Here is a 19,650-nt window from a genome sequence, read left to right on the forward strand (position 1 = left end):
TCTGCGGCATCGGCCGCCTTCGGAGGAGTTTTTGTCCAGATAACGCGGCCAAAGGGGCGCGGAAGTCGCGTTATCTGGACAAAAACTCCTCATGGTGAGGTTCACAGCGTCCGGAGCCTGTGCAGCAGGAGGGCAACGTGCAGCGACGTCCGGGATTCGGCGTCGTCCAGGTCCACCGCCAGGAGCTCCTCCAACCGGGCCAGCCGGGCGTAGAGCGTGGGGCGGCTCAAATAGCCGCTCCGTGCCAGCGCCGCCTTGTTTCCGCCGGATTCGAGGTACTGGCCCAGCAGGTCAAGGTACCCGCGTTTCCCCCGGGCCTCGGCCTGCAGCAGGCTTTCCAGTTCGGACTCCACAAACTGCTGCACGCGCGGATCGTTGCGCAGGAGCGCCAGCAGCCCCCGCAGCCGGATGTCGGTGGCCCGGTAGAACGGCTTTCCGGCACCGCGCAGCGTCGCCGCCGTTTCGGCCACGTGGGCAGCCTCATCAATGCCGGCCGCCGCCTCCAGCAGGGAACCCCGCGGACGTCCGACGCCGATGGTCCAGGCCGGTGCCGCCGCCTCCTTCAGGCGGGTGGCGCCGTCGTCCGCTGCCTGTGTACCGGCGCCGGCCTGCACCGCCAGCGCGTCCGCCAGCCGCTGCAGCGAGGCGTCCTCGAGCTGCCTCGCCGGGAGGGCGAGGATCATGCCCACCGATCCGGACTGGATACTGGCAGTCAGCGCGCTGCCCGCCGTGGATTTCACCACCTTGGCCAGCAGTTCCAGGAGGGCGCGTTCCTCCTGTTGGCCGGCCAGCGGATCGCGGGACTGTGCGCCGTCGGACGTCGGCGCAGCCTGCGCCGAGGCGCCGGTGCGGTACACGATCGGCAGATAGAACGGCGAGCGCTTCAGCCCCAGGGCTCCGGCGCGCGCCAGTGCCTCCGCCTCGCTGAGCCCCCGGGGGTGGCGGAGTTCGTTGAGCAGCCCGGCCTGGGCCTGCTGGCTGAGCTCGCGCCGGTCCCGCTCGGCGAGGCGGTTGATCGCGAGGGTCTGCGCCGCGCGCTCAAGCACCATGGCCGCGGTTTCCTCGTCGTCCGGGGTTACCGGAAGGACCAGCCGTCCCCACAGCTGCTCCCGGACACCCACCGGAACCTGCAGCCAGTCCTCCGGGCCGGTGCGCACCGTTCTCGCGGAGGACGGCGTGGTCCGGGAGCGGCGCTCCCAGTCACGCAGCAGCTCTGTTGTGGCCAGGCCCTGCGCCGAGAAGGCGAGGACCAGATGGGACAGATCCTCCAGCACCACCGGCGCTCCGATCATCCCGGCGGCCTGCTCCACCACCCGCTCCGTTCCGGCACTTTCCAGGCTGAGGACCGTGAAGGCCTCGTGGACATCACGGGCGCGTTCCACGCGCTCAAGCTGCTCCGCCACGATCATCCGGTGCACCACCTCCGTGACCTCGACGAAGCGCACCCGCCGCTGCACCACGATCACCGGCAGCGTGCATGACTTCGCCGCCGCCTGCAGCGCGGCCAGGCTGCGGTCCCGCTCCCCCACCAGTTCCACGATCAGCCCGGCGGCCGAGGATTCCTCGAGGGACCGGATGAACGATGCGGTAGCTTCCGGTTTCTTCTCCAGCTCCAATCCGGTGGTGAGCACCAGCTCGCCGCCGGAGAGAAGGCTGGAAATGTCCAGCAGCTCGCTGACGTGGACCCAGCGGACCGGCGCATCAAGGCCGGCAGGGCCGCCCTCGGCGGCGCCGCCAGCCTCGCCGCCGAGAATCTGCGGCGAGGCAGCGCGAAGCACGGGGAGGCCAAGAATGGTGCGGAGGGTTGGCAGCATTTACACAGTGTAATGCCGGCCACATTTTCCTTTACACATCGCCCCTTATGGCCGCGGTCCTCCGGCGACAGACTGGACGCAACGCATGAAGCGACCACAAGCCACATCTAAGGAGATTCCTTGAACATCGTCGAGCACTGGATCAACGGCAGCTACGTCCCGGCCAGCGAGCGCACGGCGCCCGTCACCAACCCCGCCACCGGAAAAGTCACCGCCCAGGTGGCACTGGCCAGCACCGAGGACAGCAACGCCGCGATCGCCGCCGCGAAGGCAGCCTTCCCGGCCTGGCGTGACACGTCCCTCGCCCGCCGCTCGCAGGTCCTCTTCGCTTTCCGCGAGCTGCTCAACTCCCGCAAGGACGAGCTCGCCGCCATCATCACCTCGGAGCACGGCAAGGTCCTCGACGATGCCCTGGGCGAGGTGACCCGCGGCCAGGAAGTGGTCGAGTTCGCCTGCGGCATCCCGCACCTGCTCAAGGGCAGCTACACCGAAAACGCCTCCACGAAGGTTGACGTCCACTCCATCCGCCAGGCCCTCGGACCGGTTGCCATCATCAGCCCGTTCAACTTCCCGGCCATGGTTCCCATGTGGTTCTTCCCGCTCGCCATCGCCGCCGGCAACACCGTGATCATCAAGCCGAGCGAAAAGGATCCGACGGCCGCCAACTGGATGGCAGAGCTGTGGAAGGAAGCCGGGCTGCCGGACGGCGTCTTCAACGTCCTGCACGGCGACAAGGTTGCCGTGGACGCCCTCCTCACCCACCCTGACGTCAAGGCCGTTTCCTTCGTGGGCTCCACCCCGATCGCCAAGTACGTCTACCAGACCGCGACGGCCCACGGTAAGCGTGTCCAGGCCCTCGGCGGCGCCAAGAACCACATGATCGTGTTGCCGGACGCCGACCTGGACCTCGCCGCGGACGCCGCGGTCAACGCAGGCTTCGGTTCGGCCGGCGAGCGCTGCATGGCGATCTCCGCCCTGCTGGCCGTGGGCGACATCGCCGACGAACTTGTGGCCAAGATTGCCCAGCGCGCCAACTCCCTGCGCACCGGCGACGGCCTGCGCGGCTGCGACATGGGCCCCCTCGTCACGGCCCAGCACCGGGACAAGGTCGCCGGCTACGTGGACGCCGGCGAAGTGGCCGGCGCCACGATCGTCGTCGACGGCCGGACCATCTCCCCGGACGCCGAAGGTGACGGCTTCTTCGTCGGCCCCACCCTTTTCGACAACGTCACCACCGACATGTCCATCTACCAGGACGAGATCTTCGGCCCCGTCCTGTCCGTGGTCCGCGTGGACACCTATGACCACGCACTCGAGCTGATCAACACCAACCCGTACGGCAACGGCACCGCGATCTTCACGAACGACGGCGGCGCGGCCCGCCGCTTCGAGAACGAAGTGGAGGTGGGCATGGTGGGCATCAACGTCCCTGTCCCTGTCCCGATGGCGTACTACTCGTTCGGCGGCTGGAAGAACTCACTGTTCGGCGACACCCACGCCCACGGCACCGAGGGCGTCGGCTTCTTCACCCGCGGCAAGGCCGTCACCTCCCGCTGGCTCGATCCCAGCCACGGCGGCATCAACCTCGGCTTCCCGCAGAACGCCTGACCGGCGCTCCTTCGAAAGGAACAGTCATGACTTCCATCCTTGAATCCGTTCCGGCCTTCGGCCAGGCTGAACGCGACGCCGCCCGCCGCGCCTACGAGCTGGACCGCAAGCACGTCTTCCACTCCTGGTCCGCCCAGGACCTCCTGGATCCGATGGTCATCACCGCGGCCGAGGGCTCCCACGTGTGGGACGGCGACGGCAACAAGTACCTCGACTTCTCCTCCCAGCTGGTCAACACCAACATCGGCCACCAGCACCCCGCCGTCGTCGCTGCGATCGCCGCGCAGGCTGCAAAGCTGTGCACCATCGCCCCGAGCTATGTCAACGATGCCCGGTCGGAAGCCGCGCGGCTGATCGCTGACCGCACGCCGGGGGAACTGGACCGGATCTTCTTCACCAACGGCGGCGCCGACGCCAACGAACACGCCGTCAGGATGGCCCGGCTCCACACCGGCCGCCACAAGGTCCTCTCCGCCTACCGCTCATACCACGGCGGCACCCAGCTCGCGGTCAACCTCACCGGCGACCCCCGCCGGTGGCCCAGCGACACCGGCAGCACGGGCACCGTCCACTTCTTCCCGCCCTACCTCTACCGCACGGCGTTCCACTCCAGCACCGAAGAGGAGGAAAGCCAGCGCGCCCTGGAGCACCTCGAGCAGCTGATCAGCCTCGAGGGCCCCGCCACCATCGCGGCGCTGATCCTGGAATCCGTTCCCGGGACCGCCGGCATCTACATGCCACCGCCCGGCTACCTGCAGGGCGTCCGGGAACTGTGCACCAGGCACGGCATCGTCTTCATCGCGGACGAGGTCATGGCCGGCTTCGGACGCACGGGCAAGTGGTTCGCCGTCGAGCATTTCGACGTCGTTCCGGACCTGCTGACCTTCGCAAAAGGCGTCAACTCCGGCTACGTCCCGCTCGGCGGTGTGGCCATCAGCCCCGAAATCGCCGCGACCTTCGGGAAACGCGTCTACCCCGGCGGCCTCACCTACTCCGGACACCCGCTGGCCACGGCAGCCGCCGTCGCCACGATCAACGCCATGGAACGCGAAGGCATTGTGGAACACGCCGCGTTCCTGGGCGAAACCGTCATCGGCCCCGCGCTGGCCGGCTTTGCCGAACGGCACGCGTCAGTAGGCGAGGTCCGCGGCACCGGCGTGTTCTGGGCCATCGAGCTCGTCAGGGACCGGACGACACGGGAGCCGCTGGCGCCCTATGGCGGCTCCAGCCCGGTGATGAACGAGCTAGTCGCGGCGTGCAAATCCAAGGGCCTGCTGCCGTTCGCCAACTTCAACCGGATCCATGTGGTCCCGCCCTGCAACACCAGCGTGCAGGACACCGAGGCCGGCCTGGCTATCCTCGACGAAGTCCTGGAAATCGCCGATCAGGCCATCGCCTGACCGCTCCCCCCGCAACCGCCGGGCTACGGATACCCTGCACGTGGGGATCCGGTGCCCGGCTGCTGACCTTTGGGCGGCAAACCGCCGGCTACGGAGCGCCGGGTCAAGGTCCGGGCTACGGAGCGTCCGGCCGCTGGTCCGGGCGCTGGTCCGGCCTGTGGCCGCGCAGGTTGTCCTGGACCTTGCCGAACAGATCCTTGATGGTGGATTCCGTGTTGGTAAGCATGTCCGGCTGGACGTAGACATTCTGCGTCGGCGGCAGGCTGTAATGCGACGGCAGCCCTCCGGCGCCGTCAACGCCCTCCAGCGCGACGGTCACGCCGCCTTCCTTGCGTGCAATGGCGCCGATCCGGCCGAACACCAGCGTGAACTCGTCCGGCTGAAAGCTGACGGTTTGCCCGATGTGCGTCCGGTTGAGCTCGCCTGCGGCCACTGCTTTCTCGTTGCCGGTCCCTGAGTAGTCCATGATCTCTCCTAAAGGTGGATGGCAGCTTATGCCAGCAGTCTAGGGCGGGGCACGGATGCCGCATAGACCACGCTGGACGGCTGCACAATACTTTGCGGCACCATCATCACTTCATCCATTGAAAGCCGTCCCGGCCACCCGCTTAGATGAATCATGTCGGCGCTGACACACCAGTTGCCGCAGGGGAATCAAGCAGGCTTCTAGGAACGGGCATCGAGGAACATTGTGACGTCACAAACGAATTGGGTTGGCAGCGGACCGGGCTGGGACGACGTGCAGATTGGGGACAGCGTGCAGCTGAGCCGGAACGGGCGAATCGAATTCACCGGTCAGGTGGATGACCGCACCGCAGCCGGTGACATTGTCTGGATCAAGTCGAGCCTTGGCCGTAGGCGGCTCTTCCACGTCGAAGACGGCTTCCAGCTCGCCGGGAGCAGCATGTGACCGCGGCAGCCGACGACGCACTTTGTGAAGAGGACTGCCACTACTGCTCGGGGCCGGAAACGGACTAGCCGAACGGAACTCATATCCCCGCTAGAATTGCAGGGATCCGCAAGCCTCCTCCCGCACCAATGCCGGTATCCCGGAGCGCGCGGATCGCAGCCGGCAACGAACCAGCCTGAGGGAGGACTCCGTGCGCACTCACCACGCCCGGATTCCTTTCCATTCCCTCCGAGCTGCCATGGTTGCCGCCATGATTGTGACTCTCGGCGCGGCCGCCCACGTGGTTGGCGGCGGCGAACTGCCGGTTCCGGGCATCATGCTGGCCGTCCTGGCGCTCACCGGCATGGTGGCCACCGCGGCCACCCGCCTCAGACTGAATTTTCCCGCGATGGCCGCGCTCCTGGGAGCCGGTCAGCTTGTCCTGCACGAGGCCTTCAGCGCCTTTAGCTCCCCCTCCGGGACCGTGCATGCAAATGTACCGGGGCATCACCCGGCGGCCCCGTCACTGGCCGGATTCCCGCTGGAAACCGCCGGCGCCACCCACGTGCACCAGGCCGATTCCCCTTTGGCCGCCTCCCTGATGCTGGCCGGGCATGCCCTGGCCACCCTCGCCTGCGCGCTGCTGCTCGCCAAGGGCGAGGACGCCCTCTGGTCCCTCGCCGCGTGGCTCCGGCCCCTCGTTCAACTTCCCCAAGCGGCAATGCCCGACGTCGCTGCGGCACCTGAGGCCGGCGGCTGGCCGGCGGATTCCGCGCCGCTACCCTGGCGCAACCTCAGGCCGGACTGCAGGCGGGGCCCGCCTGCCGCCGTCGTACTTTCCTGACACCTTTTCCTGGCTCCGGCCTGCCCGCCGAACCGCCGCTCCCGGCAGTTCCAGCGGCCCCTTGCCGCGGCACCGGACGCCCCTCCACAGTTTTGTGCACCGCCACTGGCCCCGTGCACCTTTGAAAGGCCTCTTTTGAAAAAGTCATCACCCAAGTCCTTCCGCCGTACCCTCTCCGCAACAGCCGTGGCCGGCGGCACCGCGGCACTCATGCTGGCCGGAGTCACGGCTGCATCCGCGCACGTCGGCGTCACCCCGGACAAGACCGACGCCAACTCCTACGCGCTGCTCACCTTCGGCATTCCGCATGGCTGCGACGACTCAGGCACCACCAAGGTGACCATCACGCTCCCCGAGGAACTCAACGACGCCCAGCCCACGGTCAACCCGAACTGGACCGTGGAGAAGGTTGCGGAACAGCTGCCGGAACCGAAGAAGCTCGCGGACGGCGCCACCATCACCAAGCGGACCAGCCAGATCGTGTACACCGCCAAGGCACCGTTGGACCCCGAACTCCGGGACGCGCTGGTGCTCTCCGTCAAGCTGCCCGACGCCGCCGGCAAGACCCTCCATTTCCCCACCCTGCAGAACTGTGAGCAGGGGCAGACGGACTGGTCCGAGATCGCCAAGGACGGCCAGGACCCGCACTCCCTCGAAGCGCCGGCCCCGTCGCTCACCGTCACGGCTGCCGCCGCGGACAGCCATGGGTCGGCGTCAGAAACGCCGGAGGCCGCGGCCCACGCCTCATCCGTATCGGACGCGGGGGCGGACGACGGCTCGCAGGCGCGTAGCTGGGCGGGCCTCGTAGCAGGCCTCGGCGGACTTGCCCTCGGCGGGGTGGCACTGATGCGCAGCAGGAACGGCAAGTCCGCCGCAGCCCCTGTCGCAGCAGCCACTTCCGAACCCGGCGCTTCCGAACCGACTGATTCCAGGTCCGGGAAGTAGTACGCGGGATTGATGCCCGGAAATCACAATCCGGGCATCAATCCGCGGCAGCGGTCGTGGCATCGTTGACTCAGGCAACCGCGGGCATGAAGGTTGAGCCATGAGGTCTCAGCCAATTAAAAACGGTCTTGTCATCACGACGGCGGTCGCGGCCGCCGCCCTCCTGCTCACAGCATGCGGGCCCAGCCAGCCCCAGTCCCAGGGGACTTCGGGGCCGGCATCCACTTCCAGCACTCCGTCCGGCTCCTCCGCGCCGGCCACAAGCCAGGCGCCCAGCAGCATGCCGCCGTCGTCGGCCCCCGCACCCGCTGGGCCCGCGCTGTGCAAGGCCGCGAACCTGACGGTGACGGAGGATTCCACCGGCGGGGGCGCCGCCGGCAGCGTCTACTCCAAGCTCATCCTTACCAACTCCGGCGCAGAACCCTGCCTCCTGAGGGGCTTCCCAGGTGTCTCCCTCACCGCGGACGCCACCGGGGCACCCATCGGGGCACCGGCCCGGCAGGACGGGGCGTCGCCCGTTGCAGACGTGCTACTGGCCCCCGGCCAGGCCGGAGCCGCGGAGATGCGCTACACGCAGGCGGGCAATTACCCGGACTGCACCGCAACGCAGGCTGCGGGCTACCGGATCTATCCGCCTGAGGACACCGCCTCATTGTTCCTGGCCGAGCCCCGGAACGCCTGCGCCAACGACGAGATCGAGCTGCTGACCATCGGAGCGTTCCACGCCATGTAGGAATTCGAGGTAGCCGCCCGGCCCTGTTCCCCGGTCACGCAGCCCATGACATGATAAGTCGACTTACGAACTCTTTCGGAGTCCCGACGGTGATGCCATGGGACTGAGGAAAGGCAGGCCGGCCGATGACCTCGTTGTGGTTGGACCGCACCCGCACGTTCCGCAGCGACCAGTTCCATCCCCGCAGCGCGTTTGACACGGTGGTGGCGGGGGCCGGGCTGACCGGGCTGGTGACGGCCCTGCTCCTCGCCCGGTCAGGCAAGAACGTGCTGGTCCTCGAAGCCAGGAGCCCGGGCGCCGTGACCACCGGCAACACCACGGCAAAGGTCTCCCTGCTGCAGGGCACTGTGCTGTCCGCGCTGAGGAACCAGTATTCGCAGAAGGTGGTGGATGCCTACGTCGAGATGAACCGCGAAGGGCAGGCCTGGCTGCTGCGGTACCTCGAGGACCGGGGAGTGGCGTTCCAGCGCCGGGATGCCTATACGTACGCCACTTCTGAAGACGGCACCGACATCCTCCGTAAGGAAATGGCGGTTGCCCAGGCCGCCGGACTTGCTGTGGAGTATGTCCGGGAACCCGGGCTCCCTTTTCCCGTCAATGGGGCGCTCCGCCTGGGCCGGCAGGCCCAGATCCACCCTATGGAGGTCATCGACGCCCTGGTGGATGACGTCCGCTCGCACGGCGGTCAGATCGTTTCCGGCGTGCGGCTGAACGGATTCCGGGGACTTGGCGCGCTCCGGGGTGCGGAATTGGAGGTCCAAACAGACCACGGACCAGTGCGTGCCCGGGACGTGGTGCTGGCCACGGGGACACCGGTCCTCGACCGGGGGCTCTATTTCGCCAAGCTCAAGCCGCTGCGGTCCTACGCGGCAGCCTTCGAATTGCCCGGGGCAACCGCCGTCCCGGACGGTATGTTCCTGTCCGTCGAGCAGCCGATCCGGTCCCTGCGCGATTATCCCGCCGACGGGCGCCGGCTCCTCCTGGTGGGAGGAAACGGGCATCCGGTGGGCCGTGCCAGGTCAACGCAGACCTACCTCGACACGCTGGTGGACTGGACAACGGCGAAATTCCCTGGCGCCAGCCTCACCCACTCCTGGTCCGCCCAGGACTACCAGGCCACCAACCTGATGCCTTTCTTCGGCAAGCTGCCGCGGGGGCTGGGCCGGGTCTATTTCGCCACGGGGTACAACAAATGGGGCATGGCCAACTCCGTGGCCGCCGCCCTGGACATCACGGCCGACATTCTCGGCACCCGGCTCCCCTGGGCCGGCGTCATCCACCACCGGGTCACGTCCCCGGCCGGAGCCGCCTCGGCAGCAACCCTCAATGCGGCGGTGGCCGCCACGCTGGCCAGGGATTGGGCACAGGTGGGACTCAAGCGCTTGGACGAGTCCCGGGAGCAGCCGCCGGAGGGGGCAGGCCTGGTGTTCCGCCGCGGCCGGAAGCCCGTGGCCGTGTCCACCGTCGACGGCACCCGCTGCCAGCTGTCGGCCGTCTGCACCCATCTGGGCGGGATTGTGCGCTGGAACGACAGCGAAAAATCCTGGGACTGCCCGCTCCACGGTTCCCGCTTCAGCAGCACCGGGACGGTGCTGGAAGGTCCGGCCACCCGCGATCTGCGCCAGATTGACTGACCCCGCGGGGGTCCTCGCCGGAACCCGCCGGGAGCGCCGGCAATAGTGTCAGTGCGGTAGGGCATGATGGAGGAATGCAGGGGAAGGACGCCGCCGGCGGGCCGTCAGGCAAAAATCAATCAGGCGAAAAACAACCAGGCGGCACACCATCGGGTACGCCAGCCGGAGGGACTTCTTCCGGGCGGACCATGGACAGGTTCAGCCAGTCCACCAGGGAGTGGTTCCTCGGTGCGTTTTCCGCACCCACACCCGCACAAAACGGGGCCTGGGACGCTATTTCGTCCGGCTCCCATGCGCTGGTGGTTGCCCCGACGGGCTCCGGCAAAACGCTCGCAGCATTCCTCTGGGCGCTCGATCGCCTCCAGGCGTCCGCTCCCACCGAGCCGGAAGCACTGCCCGGCCTGAACCCGGGTGCCAAAGGCAGGAAACCGAAGGCGCCCAGGCGCAACACCCGCGTCCTGTACATATCGCCGCTTAAGGCGCTCGGCGTCGACGTCGAGCGCAACCTTCGCGCGCCGCTGATCGGCATCACCCAGACAGCCAAACGGCTGGGCCTGCCCGCCCCGCTGATCACCGTGGGGGTCCGTTCGGGGGATACGACGACGGCGGACCGCCGCGCGCTGCTCTCCCACCCGCCGGACATCCTCATCACCACCCCGGAGTCCCTGTTCCTTATGCTCACGTCCCGGGCGCGGGAAACCCTGGCCGAGGTGGACACCATCATCGTGGACGAGGTCCACGCCGTCGCCGGCACCAAGCGCGGCGCGCACCTGGCCGTGTCGCTGGAACGGCTGGATGCGCTGCTGCCCAAACCCGCGCAGCGGATCGGCCTCTCGGCCACTGTGGAGCCCCGCGAACTCGTGGCCCAGTTCCTTGCCGGCTCCGCCCCGGTGGAAATCGTGGCCCCGCCGTCAAAAAAGAACTGGGACCTGACAGTTTCCGTTCCGGTGGAGGACATGTCCGACCTTCAGGGGGCTGCCGGCGCCTTCGACTCCGGGCCTGCCTCAGGGCTGCAGCCGCAGGCCTCCATTTGGCCGCATGTGGAAGAGAAGATCGTCGACCTGGTGATGGCCAACCAGTCCACCATCGTGTTCGCCAACTCGCGCCGTCTCGCAGAACGCCTGACCGCACGCCTCAATGAAATTTATGCCGAACGCCAACTGGTGGCCGCGGGCGGAGGCTGGGGCGAATTCGGCGCCGGGGCGCCGGACTTCGAATTCTCGCCGTCAGCAATACCGTCCCCCATGCCGTCGGCGGGGTCGGCCACGGGCGCCGGCATACCGGCGTCGACGGCGACGCCGGCCCACATGATGGCGCAGGCGGGCAGCACCGCTGGCGCCGATCCCGTGCTGGCGCGGGCCCACCACGGCTCCGTATCGAAGGACCAGCGCGCACTGATTGAGGACGACCTGAAGTCGGGCCGGCTGCGGTGCGTTGTCGCCACCTCCTCCCTGGAGCTCGGAATCGACATGGGCGCTGTGGACCTGGTGGTCCAGGTGGAGTCGCCGCCATCCGTGGCCAGCGGGCTGCAGCGGGTGGGCCGCGCCGGGCACCAGGTGGGAGAAGTCTCCCAGGGTGTCCTGTTCCCCAAACACCGCGCCGACCTCGTGCACACGGCCATCACCGTGGAGCGGATGCTCGGCGGCAAGATCGAGCGGCTCAGCGTTCCCGCCAACCCGCTGGACATCCTGGCGCAGCAGACGGTGGCGGCCACGGCCCTGGGTTCCATCGACGTGGAGGAATGGTTCTCCACGGTCCGCCGGTCCGCGCCGTTCGCGTCCCTCCCCCGGTCCGCGTTCGAGGCCACGCTGGACCTGCTGGCTGGCCGGTATCCGTCCGACGAATTCGCCGAGCTCCGGCCCAGAATCATCTGGGACCGGAACGCCGGCACCATCGAGGGCCGCCCCGGGGCGCAGCGGCTGGCCGTGACGTCCGGCGGCACCATTCCGGACCGCGGGCTCTTTGGCGTCTACATCATCGGCACCGAGGTGGAAGGCTCAGCCTCGCCTTCCAGCGAGGGCAAGGCTGCCAGTCCCGGGGCCTCCGCCGCCAAGGGCGGCCGGCGCGTGGGTGAACTCGACGAGGAGATGGTCTACGAATCCCGGGTGGGCGACATCTTCGCCCTCGGAGCCACCAGCTGGAAGATCGAGGACATCACGCACGACCGCGTCCTGGTGTCCCCGGCCTTCGGCCAACCCGGAAAGCTCCCCTTCTGGAAGGGTGATTCGCTGGGCCGGCCGGTGGACCTGGGCCGCGCCCTGGGCGCCTTCGTGCGTGAACTGTCCGCGTCCGACGTCGGACCGGCCACGGAGCGGTGCAAGGCCAGCGGACTTGACGACTTTGCCGCGAACAACCTGATCCAGTATTTGGCCGAACAGAAGCTGGCCACCGAAGTGGTCCCCAGCGACACCACGCTCGTGGTGGAGCGGTTCCACGACGAACTGGGCGATTGGCGGGTGGTCCTGCACAGCCCCTTCGGCCTGCCCGTGCACGCGCCCTGGGCCCTCGCCGTCGGCCAGCGGCTCCACCAGCGCTACGGGATGGACGGCTCCGCGATGGCCGCGGACGACGGCATCGTGCTGCGGGTGCCCATGATGGAGGACGAACCGCCGGGTGCCGAGCTGTTCCTGTTCGAACCCGAGGAACTGGAGCAGATCGTCACGGCCGAGGTGGGTGGCAGCGCCCTCTTTGCCTCGCGTTTCCGTGAGTGTGCCGCCCGGGCGCTGCTGCTGCCCCGGCAAAACCCGGGAAAGCGGCAACCGTTGTGGCAGCAGCGCCAACGGTCCGCGCAGTTGCTGGACGTGGCGCGGAAGTATCCGGCGTTTCCCATCGTGCTGGAAACCGTGCGTGAATGCCTGCAGGACGTCTACGATCTCCCGGCGCTGAAGGACATTGCAGCATCCATCGAGCGGCGTGAATTGCGGATCCTCCAGACCACCACGCAGCAGCCCTCCCCGTTCGCGAAGTCGCTGCTGTTCGGCTACGTCGCGCAGTTCCTCTATGAAGGCGACTCACCCCTTGCGGAGCGCCGGGCTGCCGCGCTGGCCCTGGATTCAACCCTGCTGAATGAGCTCCTGGGCCGGGTGGAGCTGCGCGAACTGCTCGATGCCAAGGTCATCGAGGCCACCGAACGGGAGCTGCAGCGGCTCGCGCCGGACCGCCGGGTGCGCGGGATGGAGGGCGTCGCGGACCTGCTGCGCATGCTCGGTCCGCTGACCCCAGACGAAGTGGCCGCACGGCTGGAACCCGCCGCCCCGGTGGCCGCGCCCGCCGCGGTGGCTGAGCCGGCGGAACCCTTGGTGGTTGAGCCGGCCCCGGTGGCTGACGCCGTCACGCACCTCACCGCACTGCAGCGGGCCAACCGCGCACTCCGGGTGAACATTGGCGGTGCCGAGCGCTTCGCCGCCGTGGAAGATGCCGCCCGCCTGCGGGATGCGATCGGAGTGCCCCTGCCCATGGGGGTGCCGCTGGCGTTCATCGAACCGGTGGCTGACCCCCTCGGCGACCTCGTCTCCCGCTACGCCCGCACCCACGGACCCTTCACGGCAGCTGAAGCCGCGGCAAGGCTGGGACTCGGCGTCGCCGTCGTCAGCACTGCGCTCAAGAGGCTCGCCGCGGACGGCCGCGTGGTGGAAGGCGAGTTCCGCCCGCATTCCGTGCCGCCCGAACAGGCGGCCGCCTCCGACCACCCGGAAACGGGGGACGCTGTTGCCCAGGCCCCATCCGCATCATCCGTGGTGACACTTGCCGGCACCAGTGAGTGGTGTGACGCCGAGGTGCTGCGAAAACTGCGCCGCCGGTCGCTGGCGGCGCTGCGTGCCGAAGTGGAGCCCGTGGATATGGCGGCGTACGGCCGGTTCCTTCCGGCCTGGCAGAATGTCCGCATCCCGGGACGCGGCCGGGGCCAGTCAGCCCTGCGCGGGCTGGACGGCATCATCACGGCCGTCGATCAGCTCTCCGGCGTGCCGGTTCCGGCTTCGGCATGGGAACCGCTTGTCCTCGCCAGCCGGGTGGCCGACTACCAGCCCGCGATGCTGGATGAGCTGATGGCGGCCGGCGAGGTCCTCTGGTCGGGTGCCGGCGCGCTTCCCGGCAACGACGGCTGGGTGAGCCTGCACCTCGCGGACTCGGCCGAACTCACCCTGAACCCCTCGGCTGACTACGAGCCCGGGGACGCCCAGCAGCGGCTGCTGGACCATCTGCAGAACAATGGCGGCGGCTACTTCTTCCGCCAGCTGACGGACATCGCGGGCGGCATGGACGCCGTGATGAGCGACCAGGATGTTGTGGCCGCGCTCTGGGACCTGGCGTGGGCAGGGCGCATCACCGGCGATACGTTCGCGCCCGTCCGGGCCATGATCGCCGGCGGCCACACAGCCCACCGGCAGGTTGCCCGGGCACCGCGGGCGCGCGCACCCCGGATGAGCCGGCTGGGACGCGCCCACGGCACCGGCCTGCTGGGATCTCCCGGGCTGACCGGAGGGCGCTACGGTTCGGTCACCGGTGCCGCCGCCACGCCGCAGCTGGCGGCCGGCCGATGGTCTGCCCTGCCGTCGCCCGAACTTGACCCGACCATCCACGCCCGCGCCACGGCGGAGCTGCTGCTGGACAGGTACGGCGTCGTCACCCGCGGATCAGTCATGGCGGAGAACATCCTGGGCGGCTTTGGGCTGATGTACAAGGTCCTCGCCAGGCTGGAGGAAGCCGGACGCTGCCGCCGGGGTTATTTCATCGAGCACCTCGGCGCCGCCCAGTTTGCTGTGCCGGCAACGGTGGACCGGCTACGGTCCTACACGGAGGACACCCAGCTGGCGAAGCCGGAGCCTGTTGCCCTGGCCCTTGCCGCAACGGACCCCGCCAATCCCTACGGCGCGGCGCTGGCCTGGCCCGCGCTCAGTGTGGAGGCCGGCAGCGGCCACCGCCCGGGGCGGAAGGCAGGAGCCCTCGTGGTCATGGTCGACGGGTTCCTGGTTCTCTACGTGGAGCGCGGCGGCAAGACACTGCTTGCCTTCGATGAGGATCCGGAAATACTCGCCGCAGCGGCGGCAGCCCTGGTGGGGGTGGTGAAGCGCGGCGCGGTGGACAAGCTGATCATGGAGAAGGTCAACGGCCACGGCATCCTGGACACGCCTGCGGCAGCCGCTTTGACCCACGCCGGCGCCTATTCCACTCCGAAGGGACTGAGAATCCGTGCCTGAAGGCGATTCCGTCTGGCGGGCGGCGGCGCAACTGCACGCCGCTTTGGCCGGACAGCAACTCACGGCCTCCGACTTCCGGGTGCCCAGATTTGCCACGCTCAAGCTGGACGGCTGGACAGTGGACGAGGTGGTTCCCCGCGGCAAGCACCTGCTGATGCGGCTCCGGGGTCCGGCGGAGGAACGGCTGACCATCCACTCCCACCTGAAGATGGAAGGCGCCTGGCAGGTCTACCCGCCCGGCGGCCGCTGGCGGAAACCGGGGTTCACGGCCCGGTGCGTGCTGCGGACCGCCACGGCGGACGCCGTCGGGTTTTCCCTCGGCATCCTGGAAGTGGTCCGCACCGCTGACGAGGACTCCGTCGTCGGCCACCTCGGGCCGGACCTCCTCGGCCCGGACTGGGACATAGCCGAGGCGGAACGGCGGCTGCTCGCTGCGCCCGACGTTCCCATCGGCGTGGCCCTCCTGGACCAGCGCAACCTGGCCGGCATCGGCAATATCTACCGCTGCGAGGCCTGCTTCCTTGCCGGCATCCATCCCGCCGCGCCCGTCTCCGAGGTAACGGACCTGCCCGCACTAATGGCAGATGCCAAGCAATTGCTGGAGGCCAACCTGGGACCGGGGCGGCGCACCACCGTGCTCAACGCCCGCGGAACACCGGTGGGCAGGACGGCCGGAAGGCCGGGATACTGGGTATACGGTCGCGAGCACCAGCCGTGCCTGAAATGCGGGACGCCGATCCGCCGCGGCGTGCTCGCCAGAGACACCCGCAGAGGGACGGGCACCGAAGAGCGGGACATCTACTTCTGCCCGAAATGCCAGCCGACGCCGGGAACAAACGCCTGACGCAGAGCGGAGCCGGCGCCGCACTCAGGCGGCCGTCACGGTAGCCTGGGACTGCTCCCCTGCCCCGGGTCCGCCGGCTTCGTCGGAACCCGCGGCGCCACCCGCGCCGGCACGGGCCTTCCGTGTCTCCGGCACGGTGAACCGTGGCAACAGCAGCTGCACCAGCGGGCCGATGGCCAGGGCGTAAACCACCGTGCCCACCCCCACAGAGCCGCCCAGCAGCCAGCCGGTGCCCAGAACGACGATTTCGATTCCGGTCCGCGAGGTACGGACCGACCAGCCGGTCCGCCGCGCCAGCCCGGTCATGAGTCCGTCGCGGGCGCCGGGGCCGAACCGGGCTCCGATGTAGCAGGCCGACGCGATCCCGTTCAGCAGCACGGCTGCCGCCAGCATGCCGATCTGGCCGCCCAGGTGCGAGAACTCCGGAATCAGCGCCAGCCCCACGTCCGCGAAAACACCCACCAGGACGGCGTTGCACAGGGTGCCGAATCCGGGCCACTGCCGCAACGGAATCCACAGGAGCAGGACGAGGAAGCTGACAATGACAACCACCGCTCCGATGGAAAGTCCGGTCTTCCCCGCCACGCCCTGGTGGAAAACATCCCAGGGGTCAAGGCCAAGTCCGGCACGGATGAACATGGCCAGCGATATGCCGTACATGGCCAGGCCGGTGAACAGTTGAAGGAGTCTGCGGGTCATCATGAGATCCATCCTCGGTCAAAACTGGCCTTGTAATCCATATCCAGTTTGAGATACTGGCTACATGTCCGGCTCCCTGAACCCCACTGCACTGGTACGGCTCCTCGGCGAGTGGAACCGCGGCGCGGCCCCCGCCTACCGCGAGCTGGCCGACGTCGTACGTCTCCTGGTCCTGGACGGCCGCGTCCCGCTGGACATGGCGCTGCCCAGCGAACGGGCACTGGCCGAAACCCTGGGGGTCAGCCGGACCACGGTGACTGCCGCCTACTCGAGCCTGCGTGAACAGGGCTTCCTCAGCAGCCGGCAGGGCAGCCGGGGCCGGACCTGCATTCCCCGGCGGATGCCCGCCGGCACCAACGGCCCCGGCGGTGCCACCGACCTGATCAGCCCAAACGCCCTGGCCGGCGCGCCGGGACTGGCGCCGCCGCCCGGCCTGCTCGACCTTGCCTACGCGTCCCTGCCGGCCAGCGGCGAAGTGGTGCACCGCGCCTTCGCCGCTGCGCTGACGGAGCTCCCGGCACTGCTTCCGGGTTTTGGCTACGACGCCATTGGCATTGCACCGCTCCGTGAGGCGATTGCTGCGCGGTATTCCGACGCCGGGGTTCCCACCACGGCTGACCAGATCCTGGTGACGTCAGGCGCGCAGCATGCGCTGAACATTGTGCTCCGCACTCTTGCCGGCCGGCAGGACAAGGTGCTCGTGGACCATCCCACCTACCCGCACGCGCTGGATGCCATCCGGGCCAGCGGCTGCCGGCCGGTGCCGGTTGCCCTCCCGCACGGGCACGGCTGGGACGTGGACGGCATGGAATCCGCCATGATGCAGCAGCGCCCCAAAATGGCCTACGTGGTACCGGATTTTCACAACCCCACCGGCCGGATGATGTCCGAACCCCAGCGCCGCAGGCTCGTTCAGGCCGCCGCTGCAGCGGGAACGGTGCTGGTGGTGGACGAGACCCTGCGCGAGCTGAATCTCGACGGCGTTTCCACGGCCCCGGTGGCGGCCTTCAGTCCGGCGGTGGTGACCATCGGATCCCTGAGCAAGTCGCATTGGGCCGGGCTGCGCACGGGCTGGATCCGGGCAGGCAGAACCCTGATCCAGCGCTTCGCCGCCGCCCGGACCACCATGGACCTGGGCGGGCCCGTGGTGGAACAGCTGGCAGCCGCGCACCTGGTCCGGTCGCTCGCGGAACCGCTGCCTGCCCGGCTGGAGGCCCTTCGCGGGAACCGGGCCGCGCTGCTGGAGCTGATCGGCGGGATCCTCCCGGACTGGCAGCCGGAACGGCCCGACGGCGGGTTGAGCATTTGGTGCCGGCTGCCGGCGCCGATCAGCACCGCACTGACGGTCATCGGCCCCGACGTTGGGGTCAGACTGGCGGCCGGGCCCAGGTTCGGCGTGGGCGGGGCCTTCGAGCACTACCTGCGCGTCCCTTTCACCCTTCCGCCCGCGCAGTTGGAGACCGCCGTCCTGGCCATACGCTCGGCCCAGGACAGGCTCGACGCCGCACCCCAGCTGCGGCGCAGCCTCCGGCAAACGCCCGCCGTCGCCATCGCCTGAGCGGGCCGCACCCTGGACCAGGGTCCATTTATGACGCGCAAAATGCCTGGCGCTGCCGGTATTCCGGTAGCGCCAGGCACTTTGCGTATCGTCAGGCATTTTGCGTGTCGCTGAACAGGGCGGCCCGGCCCGCGGAATCCTACGCGTAGACCTTCTCGAGGTAGCTACCCCAGGCCTCGGCGGTGGCCTCCGGATCCCCGCTGCCGCTGAAATCGTGGACGGTCATGCCCACCGGGGCACCGAACACGTTGCGGCCAAAGAACCGGTACATGGTGTCCGCGGTCCGCAGGCCCAGGAAGTTCTCGTTGGAGAAGTCCACCTGCCCCCTGAGCCGGCCGACGCCGTCGACCTCCACATCGAACATGTCTCCCTGCGACGCGGCTTCCACGCCGAGGGCCTTCTTCAGCTGCACAAAGCCTTCCGGCGCCTGGGAAGCAGCGGGGCCCTGGATGTCCGTGAACACCACGGGCTGGCCGTCGAAGTACTTCAGGTACTGGCCCAGTGTGTGGAGATAGAACTCCGTGTGTTTGCTCGCGCCGTCGTACTGCTGGTCCCAGTTGTCCGCGAAGATTCCGCTGTGCACGTAATGGAGCCAGGCCCGGCCGCCGTCCAGCGGTTCCAACACATGCTCCAGCTGGTTGAACCAGCCGTCGGGCCCGTCCATGCGGGACACGAGGTGCCGCGGGTACTCCTCGACGGTCTTCACGTCCGGCCACTGGTCAGTCGGGAACATCCAGCCGGGCGTGCCCTTGGTGACGGCTTCCCAGACACGCTCCGGGGTGCCGGGCAGCTCGGTGTCGTACACAATCTCAAATTTACGGTCGTCAGTCATTGTCCTGCTCCTTTTCCGTTTCCCCGGACGGGGTGGTCTTGTTTGGTTGTTTGAGTGCGGGATGAAGCGCGACGACGATCCGGTGCTTCCGCCCGCCCGGCCCGCCGTCGTCGTGGTACTTGTCCACCAGCCGGGTGACTGCAACGCCGAGCTCTTCGGCAAAGGCGGCACGGTCGGCGGCGGTACGGAAGGTGATCTCGCCGTCGATCGCGAACGTTGCGAGTTTCTGCCGCGCGGCGGCCGCCCCGGCGATGAGCTTCCCCACTTCCTGGACCATGCGCCCGGCGAGCGCCAGCAGCCAGAAGGCGGAGAACCGGTCCGCAAACCGGTGCGGATCGGGCGCTACGGAGGCCAGGGCCACGGGCGAAATGAGGTAGGACGCCGCCGTGGCCTGCAGGACGCGCTCCGTGACATTGCCCTTCCGGCGCTCCTCAACAAGCTCCACCAGGCCGTGCCGCTCCAGCGCCTTGAGGTGGTAGTTCACCTTCTGCCGCGGCAGCCCCACCTTCGCGGCAAGCTGGGTCGCCGAGCCGGGTTCCGCAAGCTCCCGGAGGATGCGGGTCCGGATGGGGTCCAGCGAGGCTTCGGCGGCCGCCGGGTCCTCGATCACTTCGATGTCCAACATGGTTTAAGTATCGCCACCGACAATTTT

The 19,650-nt window shown here is 68.6% G+C and carries 15 protein-coding genes; 10 read left to right on the plus strand and 5 right to left on the minus strand.

The window, feature by feature from the left end; genetic code table 11:
- Window positions 1–101: 101 nt before the first annotated feature.
- Window positions 102–1,814 carry a PucR family transcriptional regulator gene (locus tag AC1DRE_RS18735; protein ID WP_476986021.1) on the minus strand — a complete coding sequence of 571 codons (1,713 nt, stop codon included), beginning with the start codon at window positions 1,812–1,814 and terminating at the stop codon, window positions 102–104.
- 120 nt (window positions 1,815–1,934) lie between these two features.
- Between AC1DRE_RS18735 and AC1DRE_RS18740 the strand changes: the two genes are divergently transcribed.
- Complete coding sequence (locus tag AC1DRE_RS18740; RefSeq protein WP_476986022.1) at window positions 1,935–3,422, plus strand: CoA-acylating methylmalonate-semialdehyde dehydrogenase; 1,488 nt, start codon at window positions 1,935–1,937, stop codon at window positions 3,420–3,422.
- Window positions 3,423–3,448: 26 nt separating this feature from the next.
- The gene (locus AC1DRE_RS18745; protein ID WP_476986023.1) at window positions 3,449–4,822 is read left to right on the plus strand and encodes an aminotransferase class III-fold pyridoxal phosphate-dependent enzyme; all 1,374 of its coding nucleotides are present in this window, start codon (window positions 3,449–3,451) and stop codon (window positions 4,820–4,822) included.
- A gap of 115 nt (window positions 4,823–4,937) precedes the next feature.
- Here AC1DRE_RS18745 and AC1DRE_RS18750 read toward each other — a convergent pair whose 3' ends face one another.
- The gene (locus AC1DRE_RS18750) at window positions 4,938–5,288 is read right to left on the minus strand and encodes a hypothetical protein (protein WP_476986024.1); all 351 of its coding nucleotides are present in this window, start codon (window positions 5,286–5,288) and stop codon (window positions 4,938–4,940) included.
- 225 nt (window positions 5,289–5,513) lie between these two features.
- Here AC1DRE_RS18750 and AC1DRE_RS18755 point away from each other — a divergent pair, with 225 nt between their 5' ends.
- The 7 genes from AC1DRE_RS18755 to AC1DRE_RS18785 all read left to right on the plus strand — a co-directional run bounded on the left by AC1DRE_RS18755 (window position 5,514) and on the right by AC1DRE_RS18785 (window position 15,909).
- A complete protein-coding gene (locus tag AC1DRE_RS18755) occupies window positions 5,514–5,732 on the plus strand; it encodes a hypothetical protein (protein ID WP_476986025.1) in 219 nt (72 codons plus the stop codon).
- 190 nt (window positions 5,733–5,922) lie between these two features.
- A complete protein-coding gene (locus AC1DRE_RS18760) occupies window positions 5,923–6,555 on the plus strand; it encodes a hypothetical protein (RefSeq protein ID WP_476986026.1) in 633 nt (210 codons plus the stop codon).
- Between the two features lie 135 nt (window positions 6,556–6,690).
- Window positions 6,691–7,500, plus strand: a complete 810-nt coding sequence (locus AC1DRE_RS18765; protein ID WP_476986027.1) for a YcnI family copper-binding membrane protein — start codon at window positions 6,691–6,693, stop codon at window positions 7,498–7,500.
- A gap of 100 nt (window positions 7,501–7,600) precedes the next feature.
- Window positions 7,601–8,233: a DUF4232 domain-containing protein gene (locus tag AC1DRE_RS18770; RefSeq protein WP_476986028.1), complete on the plus strand. Its 633-nt coding sequence runs from the start codon at window positions 7,601–7,603 to the stop codon at window positions 8,231–8,233.
- Window positions 8,234–8,358: 125 nt separating this feature from the next.
- Window positions 8,359–9,867 (plus strand): FAD-dependent oxidoreductase, encoded by a 1,509-nt coding sequence (locus AC1DRE_RS18775; RefSeq protein WP_476986029.1) that lies wholly within the window; start codon window positions 8,359–8,361, stop codon window positions 9,865–9,867.
- Between the two features lie 188 nt (window positions 9,868–10,055).
- Window positions 10,056–15,065, plus strand: a complete 5,010-nt coding sequence (locus tag AC1DRE_RS18780) for a DNA glycosylase AlkZ-like family protein (protein ID WP_476986030.1) — start codon at window positions 10,056–10,058, stop codon at window positions 15,063–15,065.
- Entirely contained in the window at window positions 15,058–15,909 is an 852-nt protein-coding gene (locus AC1DRE_RS18785; RefSeq protein WP_476986031.1) for an Fpg/Nei family DNA glycosylase, read from the plus strand. The genes AC1DRE_RS18780 and AC1DRE_RS18785 overlap by 8 nt, the downstream gene beginning before the upstream one ends.
- Window positions 15,910–15,933: 24 nt before the next feature.
- Here the strand turns inward: AC1DRE_RS18785 and yczE are convergent, their stop codons facing one another.
- A complete protein-coding gene (yczE, locus tag AC1DRE_RS18790) occupies window positions 15,934–16,611 on the minus strand; it encodes a membrane protein YczE (protein WP_476986032.1) in 678 nt (225 codons plus the stop codon).
- 61 nt (window positions 16,612–16,672) lie between these two features.
- Here yczE and yczR point away from each other — a divergent pair, with 61 nt between their 5' ends.
- On the plus strand, window positions 16,673–18,166 hold the full coding sequence (gene yczR, locus AC1DRE_RS18795; RefSeq protein WP_476986033.1) for a MocR-like transcription factor YczR: 1,494 nt from the start codon (window positions 16,673–16,675) through the stop codon (window positions 18,164–18,166).
- 139 nt (window positions 18,167–18,305) lie between these two features.
- Here yczR and AC1DRE_RS18800 read toward each other — a convergent pair whose 3' ends face one another.
- Window positions 18,306–18,998: an SRPBCC family protein gene (locus AC1DRE_RS18800; RefSeq protein ID WP_476986034.1), complete on the minus strand. Its 693-nt coding sequence runs from the start codon at window positions 18,996–18,998 to the stop codon at window positions 18,306–18,308.
- Window positions 18,991–19,623 carry a helix-turn-helix domain-containing protein gene (locus AC1DRE_RS18805; protein WP_476986035.1) on the minus strand — a complete coding sequence of 211 codons (633 nt, stop codon included), beginning with the start codon at window positions 19,621–19,623 and terminating at the stop codon, window positions 18,991–18,993. The genes AC1DRE_RS18800 and AC1DRE_RS18805 overlap by 8 nt, the downstream gene beginning before the upstream one ends.
- Between the last annotated feature and the right edge of the window lie 27 nt (window positions 19,624–19,650).

The organism is Arthrobacter sp. P4_H3 (genome assembly GCF_056400885.1).

Coding starts and splice junctions, on each gene's coding strand:
- AC1DRE_RS18735 (WP_476986021.1), bottom strand. CDS start 1,814: ATGCTGCCAACCCTCCGCACCATTCTTGGCCTCCCCGTGCTTCGCGCT.
- AC1DRE_RS18745 (WP_476986023.1), top strand. CDS start 3,449: ATGACTTCCATCCTTGAATCCGTTCCGGCCTTCGGCCAGGCTGAACGC.
- AC1DRE_RS18750 (WP_476986024.1), bottom strand. CDS start 5,288: ATGGACTACTCAGGGACCGGCAACGAGAAAGCAGTGGCCGCAGGCGAG.
- AC1DRE_RS18770 (WP_476986028.1), top strand. CDS start 7,601: ATGAGGTCTCAGCCAATTAAAAACGGTCTTGTCATCACGACGGCGGTC.
- AC1DRE_RS18775 (WP_476986029.1), top strand. CDS start 8,359: ATGACCTCGTTGTGGTTGGACCGCACCCGCACGTTCCGCAGCGACCAG.
- AC1DRE_RS18780 (WP_476986030.1), top strand. CDS start 10,056: ATGGACAGGTTCAGCCAGTCCACCAGGGAGTGGTTCCTCGGTGCGTTT.
- yczE (WP_476986032.1), bottom strand. CDS start 16,611: ATGATGACCCGCAGACTCCTTCAACTGTTCACCGGCCTGGCCATGTAC.
- yczR (WP_476986033.1), top strand. CDS start 16,673: ATGTCCGGCTCCCTGAACCCCACTGCACTGGTACGGCTCCTCGGCGAG.
- AC1DRE_RS18800 (WP_476986034.1), bottom strand. CDS start 18,998: ATGACTGACGACCGTAAATTTGAGATTGTGTACGACACCGAGCTGCCC.
- AC1DRE_RS18805 (WP_476986035.1), bottom strand. CDS start 19,623: ATGTTGGACATCGAAGTGATCGAGGACCCGGCGGCCGCCGAAGCCTCG.